The 6,286-nt window shown below is 64.6% G+C and carries 7 protein-coding genes; all 7 read right to left on the reverse strand.

Going from position 1 to position 6,286, the window contains the following annotated elements; all coding sequences use genetic code 11:
• Positions 1–726, reverse strand: a 726-nt coding sequence (locus BQ17_RS17375; protein WP_141699346.1) for a type VI immunity family protein, incomplete at its 3' end; no start/stop codon positions are given.
• A gap of 12 nt (positions 727–738) precedes the next feature.
• Entirely contained in the window at positions 739–1,908 is a 1,170-nt protein-coding gene (locus BQ17_RS17380) for a DUF4150 domain-containing protein (RefSeq protein ID WP_089729247.1), read from the reverse strand.
• Positions 1,899–2,750, reverse strand: a complete 852-nt coding sequence (locus BQ17_RS17385; protein ID WP_089729249.1) for a hypothetical protein — start codon at positions 2,748–2,750, stop codon at positions 1,899–1,901. Before BQ17_RS17385 ends, BQ17_RS17380 begins: the two co-directional genes overlap by 10 nt.
• Positions 2,751–2,942: 192 nt before the next feature.
• Entirely contained in the window at positions 2,943–3,956 is a 1,014-nt protein-coding gene (locus tag BQ17_RS17390) for a DUF2169 family type VI secretion system accessory protein (RefSeq protein WP_089729251.1), read from the reverse strand.
• Between the two features lie 70 nt (positions 3,957–4,026).
• Entirely contained in the window at positions 4,027–4,431 is a 405-nt protein-coding gene (gene ruvX, locus BQ17_RS17395; protein WP_089729253.1) for a Holliday junction resolvase RuvX, read from the reverse strand.
• The gene (locus tag BQ17_RS17400) at positions 4,432–4,995 is read right to left on the reverse strand and encodes a YqgE/AlgH family protein (protein ID WP_089729255.1); all 564 of its coding nucleotides are present in this window, start codon (positions 4,993–4,995) and stop codon (positions 4,432–4,434) included.
• 64 nt (positions 4,996–5,059) lie between these two features.
• Positions 5,060–6,034, reverse strand: coding sequence for an energy transducer TonB (locus BQ17_RS17405; RefSeq protein WP_218068336.1), 975 nt, complete (start codon positions 6,032–6,034; stop codon positions 5,060–5,062).
• Positions 6,035–6,286 lie beyond the last annotated feature (252 nt).

Genomic DNA, 6,286 nt, shown 5'->3' on the forward strand with positions numbered 1-6,286 from the left:
CTCGCCGCCGAGCGCCTCGTTTGCCAAACGTGTCTTAATGCCCGCAACCCCGCCGAGCTTTTCTATACACTCGGAGCCAATCATGGTTAGCCAGTTGGCGGAGGGCAAACCCCAAAACACGTTTTCAGGATTGTCCACCAGCTCAGCGCCGGGGAACTGCTGTCGAAAGGCCGCGGCCAGCTTGGAGGTACGATGCCACTTGGGCGTATCCTCGGGCGGGATGAGTCCGAGGCCGGCGCTGCCGTCGCGGGCCTGCAGTATTGCCGACCAGCGCAGGAAGAGCTCGATAGGATGCTGGCCCGGATTTTGAGCAAACCAGGTCGCGGGAAGGATGAGTGTCAAACGGCTATAAGAAAAAGTTTGGGTGCTCTTGCCGAGACCGGTGATTTGATACTCTGCTGCCTCGCTCGGGATGCGTCCGGAGTGGAAGATCATCGACCACACCCAGTCCTGGTCCGGAAAACCCTGGAGCCATTGCTGCATGGCGTAGCCCTCGGGTATCCGCTGCCAGAGGCAGGTCTTTGGTGTAACCATCCAGACCAGGTGCCGGCCGCAGAGGCGCCAATAGTCGGCGCAGATCTCGGCGCAGCGTCGGCGCAGCTCCAGGCGATAGCCATCCGGGAACCGGAAGCTGAAATAGAACCCGAAGGATGTCAGGGCGTAGCCTTCTTCGTCTTGGGGGAAGAATTGCTCGAGGGCCTGGGGCGAAGTCTGGTAAAAGTTCATGGTCAAAGAGCCTCAGGGAACGGGGATCAGGTTTCTTGGTGGAAAAAGTATTCGGGAGCCCTCCGAGATGATCAGATAGGCGATGAGTGCAGCCCCGGTCAGTCCGGTTGCGGTTTTTACGCTCTCGACGGTGCGCTCAACCCAGTCGGGTTGTGGCGTCGGCAAGGGTTGTGGCATCGGCACCTCAACGCGGCCTGGGGTGCGTTCGCGCACCTTTTCGCGTACCTTTTCTAGTGCGGGTACTCGTTCAGGTTCCGGCAAATTACATAGACATTCCGCGGGGGACAATTCGATAACCTTGTCCTTACCGCCGGCAATAATCGCGTAATCGGCAAGTTGCTCTTGATCCCGCGGTTGGTAGTTGAATTTGATCTCGACTGCTGCCTTAAGATTCGGAGCGGTCAACGCCTTGTTGGAGATGTCCTGGGGGGTTCTCGTGACAACGGCGTCCGGGATGCGTACCTGATAGATCCCCCCATTTTCCCCGGCGGCGCGCAGGCCAAGCTCTTTCATTCTCCTTGGAAGATACCGAGTGGCACGCAACAGGCCGGGCGTTTGCCGGGTCAGGATCGGGGTGGGCGGGTGGGTGGTCATGTTGTACGGGATTTCCGCCTTGATCGGGCTCATGCCGCCGGCGGCATCGTCGGCGGCGATCAATGCTTTGGTGACGCATTCCTGCTTGAGGTCGGATTCTCCGGAGGCGGAAGGCAGGGGCAGCTTGTCGCACCAGCAGACCAGGGCGCAGATTGCCATCAGCTCGTTCCAGGCCTCCAGCGGGGCCTGGAGCAACCCTGCCAGATTCACCGTATTGCCGTCATTCATCAACATCTTGTCGGTCAGGCGGCAGACAGGCCGGCCCTCCATCTTTACGTCCATGGAGAAGCTGAGCCAGGTCGCCTTGCCCTTGAAGGTGCCGGATTTGACGCCGCCGGCGGTGCCGGGCTCGTCGCCGGTGCTGGGGGCGAAGTACGAGCCCTTGACGGCTACCGGGTTGCCGCCGTCGACCTTGACGGTCTTGGTGCCCTTGCGCAGCTGCTTGGAGAGGGCGATGTTGGGATAAGGGATGGGTACCGGCCCGCCGGGCGCAGGTGTCTTGCAGACATCCGGCGCGGTGGCGGTGGAGATGCCGCCGCTGCCTTTGTGGCACAGGGTGAGTCCATTGACTTTGATGGTCAGGGCCATCGGTGACTCTCGGATGTGGGCGGGGCGGCAAGCAGCATGGCGGCGCGCTCGGGTCCGTCACTGCTGCAGAACAGGAGCGCGCGTCGCCAGCGGGCATAGCGTCTCTGGTGCGCGGCGGCGGCCAGGGCAACGAAGAGGATACCGCCGGCCGTGCCCACATCGCCCCAGCAGGTGGCCGGGACGAAGATGGCGTCGGGATCGCGGAGTGATTCGCCGATCCGCGCCAGGGCAAAGCCCGCTTCGTCGGCACGGTGGCGCTCGCCGTTGAGGTCGCAGTAGATGGCCTCGACGCCCTGCTCGGGGATGCCGTCGAGGGCGGCCTGGAGCGCTTCGGTCAGGCCCGTGCCAACGCAGGGGGCGTTGCTTCCCAGCGGGTGGGGCTCGGTACCGGTCCCGACTCCTTCGATGATCCCCAAGCAAGGCAGGCCGAGTTGTGCGAGCAGCTGCTGGTCGGCCAGCAGGCAGCAGCCACCGGCCTCGCCGGGGACGAAGCCCCAGGGCATGGCCGGGGTGTGCAGGCGGCCGCAGCGGTCGAGCCATCCGAGGGTCTGCGGGTGCAGCCAGGAGTCGGCGGCGGCGACCACCACCAACGGATTGCCCCGGCGTATCAGCTCGACGCCGTGAATGATGGCGGTGAGCCCGCCGGCCTGGCCGGCAGTAAGGGATTCGCAGCGCGCGGACCGGAGGTGGTCGGTGGACCGCGCGGTCAGCGCAGCGACAATCCGGTGCGCCAAGTCCGGGGGTAGTCCCGGACGGTCTGCCGGCAGCGCCAACACCAGCGGTAGCGAGCCGAGAGGTCCCGGCAGGCTGCTCTCCAGGTCCGTCAGGGCGGCGTCGAGCAAATCGGAGCCGTTCGCCGAGGTACTGGCTACGCGGTGGCTCTGGCGCCGCGGCCAGCACCATCGGCTCGCCTTGTTGGTCCACCAGATAGGGGTGCTCGTTGAAGTTGGCGATGTCCGCGCGCACCGCCGCGGCGCTCGGGGCCACAGTGTAGCCCACCGCGGTGCGAGCGCCGACGGCAGCAATGGCTATGTTCATGAGCTATCCGCCAAGGTGAGATGGGTCCGCTCGATCAGGTGGTCGCGGCCATGACAGCGCAGGCGACTGTGCCACAGACAGGCAACACGCATGGCATCGGTATCGACCAGAATGCCATGCAGCTCACCCGTGTGCGGTTGTGTCTGGCCGGCCAGCGACGTCCGGCAATGCAGGGGTAGGCTCGGGATCGGAAACCGGATATCGCCATCGGGAGACAAGCCATGCAGGGTCATCGGCTCGCCGCCACGGAGAAAACCCTTGAAGCGTTGATCGGTCGGGGCGCTGAAATAGAAACGCTCGTCGAAGTCCTCGGGTAGCAGCGGTTGGCGCGTCCGGGACCAGGCAGCGTCGAAGGTGCCAGCCAGCTCGCGTCGCGGGGTCCAGTGCCGGGCGACGGGACCGAAGCCGGCGGGTGGACCCTGGCGCGCCCAGTCCGAAGCAGTGGCGCCGGATTGTTCGATGTTCGGCGCTGCGATACCTGGCAGCTGTTTCTTGCGGAGCGCATGGCCGGTTCCGACCGGGTTGTAGGGATTGGGTACGGGTGCGATCTTTGGATCATGACCGGCCAGGCCGCCCAGGGCGCGCTCGTAGCAGATGGACATGCGCGCGAAGGGTTCCGGCTTACTGAGCACCGGGCCGCTGAATCCATGAAGCCAGCGTCGGTTCCCGATCACATGCAGGCGCTTGCGGAGCGGCCCGATCTGGAATCCGACCTCCATCGCGCTGACGCTCCGACCTCTCGGGGCGCAGGCCGAGCCTTCGATCAGTACTTCGGTACCGGGTTTGGTCGGTATCAAGGCGGTGTCGCACCGCAAATAGAGTCCTGCCGGTGAGTCGCGGTAGACCGGTTCCAGGTCGACCGGCGGCTGCTCCGCTGCGGGTTGCAGGTTGCCGTCGGGGCTCAGATCGAAGGTGGCCTTGACCAGGACGATCCAGACCTCGCCGCCGTCATGGTCGCGCACGAAGCCGCGCTCGGCCGCGTAGGGGGTCTGGTTGATCAACTCCCACATCAAGGTATCCCGCTTATTCGCAACGACAGCGGCTAGTTGATGTCGATTGCTGTCCCCTTGACCCAATCGCCTAACTCGCCCTATCCGTCAGCCAGGTCTCCAGGATCAGCTTGGCCGCCAGCGCGTCGATCGCCTCCAGAGAAACGGCGTCCCGACCGAGCCGCCGGCGCGCCTCCAGGGAGGTAAGGCGTTCGTCCACAAGATACACTTCGAGTCCACAACGCTCCTTAAGCTGACGAGCGAAGCGTCGGGCCCCCGGGGCCGTCGTGCTCTCTGTGTCGTCCATATTGAAAGGTAGGCCGACTACCGCCCCCGTCGGCTGCCATTCGCGTACCAGTTGCTCGATTCCGGCCCAGTCCGGCCCGTTCCGGTGGCTGCGGATGGTGGTGAGGGCCGAGGCCGAGCGGGTGACCAGCTGGCCGACGGCGACACCGATCTTGCGCGGGCCGAAGTCAAAGCCGAGTAGGGCCCCCATTCAGGCGTGTCCGGCCTCGCCGCTCAGCAGGTTCATGTCGATTCCCAGCAGATGGGCCGCTGCCTGCCACCGGGCACTGGCCGGCAGGCGAAAGATAATCTCCTCGTCCACGGGGCCGTTTAGCCAGGCATTAGCGCTTATTTCCTGTTCGAGCTGCCCCCCACCCCAGCCCGCATAACCCAGGGCGATCAACCTGTGGGTCGGACCCTTGCCGTCGGCGATGGCCTCGAGGATGTCTCGGGAGGTGGTTACGCTGATTTCCGGGGTGATGCTGAGGGTCGAGTCGAACCCTTCAGCGGCGGAGTGGAGCACGAATCCGCGTTCCGGCTGCACGGGCCCCCCGAGATACACCGCAGCCTCGAGCACCCGGCGGTCGTTGCTCGCGATATCGAGCTGATCGAGCATCTCGCCCAAGCGAATGTCCATGGGCCGGTTGATCACGATGCCTATGGCCCCATGCTCCGTATGCTCGCAGACATAGGTGACCGTACGCGAGAAATTCGGGTCTTGCAGACCCGGCATCGCGATCAGAAAGTGATTGGTCAGGGACGTCGCAAAGGACATAACCATAGTATCCAATCGGACCGAGGCAGTGGCAAGCCCGGATGCCTTAGAAGGCACGTCCCCATCAGCGCTCCCAACCGAGACGGTTGCTGCTCAGGAACCGCCAGGTGCGCGTAATATCCAGCATGTCGGTTTCGGCCCTGATGGCGGGGGGAAAGGGTGAGAACGGGGCAGCCAGCTCGACGATCTTGACGGCGGCCTCATCGAGCAGCTCGAAGCCGGAGGAGCGTAGGACCCGCACCCGCTCAAGACTACCGTCGGCCCGCAGTGCAACCTGCAGGGTGAGGTTGCCGTACAGCTTGCGGCGTTTCGCTTCCTCCGGGTAATTCAGGTTGCCCACGCGCTCGACCTTCCGACACCAGGCCTCCAGGTAGTTTGCATACTTATACTCGCGGGTACCGGCACCGATGGCCTTGCGCCGCGGGCGGTCCGCAGCAGCGGTGGAGCCATGCCGAACCCTGGCCGTCAGCGCGGCGACCTCCAGGTTACGACTGGCCAGAATCTCGGCCGCCTTGACTTGGGGTAGCCCGGTTTCGGGGAAGGGGGGCTCCAGCGCTCGGGGTCTGAGTATGGACTGTGGCTCGGGCTCCAACCTGGGCTGGGGGTTTGCAGAAAACACCGGCTCCACGGGTTGCCCCGTTACCGTGGCTTCTGGCCCGGTGGGCCTGGGTAGCGGCGGCGAGACCGATGCCGAAAGCGTCTCCCCCAGGGTGGGCAGGAGATCGAGCCCCGGTATCTCCGGTGCCAGCTCGAGGCTGGTCGGGTCGTCGGCCTCCGGGGCTCCCTCGCCATCGCTTACCACGGGATCGGGCGGGGCGGAGGCATCGGCGATCCCAGGCCTCTCGTTCAGCGCCCCCGTCCGTTGCAGCACCATGATCTCGAGCGGACGCATGGCCTGCGTGCCGGAACTCGCCTTCGGAAACGCCAGGTCCACACCCAGGATCAGGATCAGGTGGATGAGGCCGGCGATCAGCAGGGCTGCGGCGAAAGGGCCCACCGCAGCGTCGGTAGCGGCATTGTCTACCCATAATCGAGGCATGTCCCCAGTCCTGGTCGTCATCCATGGTTCCCCCGGATTTTAGGAGTTAGCGGCGGATTTCGGGAGTTAGCGGGAAAAAGCGGGCCGGGCTCCACATCCAGGTCCGTGTCGAAGTGCCTGCAGACAACCTCCCGCCTTAACCGGCACCCATCTGTTCCTCCAGCTTGGTCATCGCGCTCGTTCCCACGCTCCAGAGATTGTGAAAGAATTCGCCGTTGGTGGTAGTAAAGGGTAAACCAGCGGTCGAGCCAG

It is taken from the genome of Candidatus Thiosymbion oneisti, from assembly GCF_900092655.1.
Lineage (GTDB): Bacteria > Pseudomonadota > Gammaproteobacteria > Chromatiales > Chromatiaceae > Thiosymbion > Thiosymbion oneisti.

Bases quoted from the DNA above. Each gene is read 5' to 3' on its own strand.
- BQ17_RS17405 (WP_218068336.1), bottom strand. From the start codon at position 6,034: ATGCCTCGATTATGGGTAGACAATGCCGCTACCGACGCTGCGGTGGGC.
- BQ17_RS17380 (WP_089729247.1), bottom strand. From the start codon at position 1,908: ATGGCCCTGACCATCAAAGTCAATGGACTCACCCTGTGCCACAAAGGC.
- BQ17_RS17390 (WP_089729251.1), bottom strand. From the start codon at position 3,956: ATGTGGGAGTTGATCAACCAGACCCCCTACGCGGCCGAGCGCGGCTTC.
- ruvX (WP_089729253.1), bottom strand. From the start codon at position 4,431: ATGGGGGCCCTACTCGGCTTTGACTTCGGCCCGCGCAAGATCGGTGTC.
- BQ17_RS17400 (WP_089729255.1), bottom strand. From the start codon at position 4,995: ATGTCCTTTGCGACGTCCCTGACCAATCACTTTCTGATCGCGATGCCG.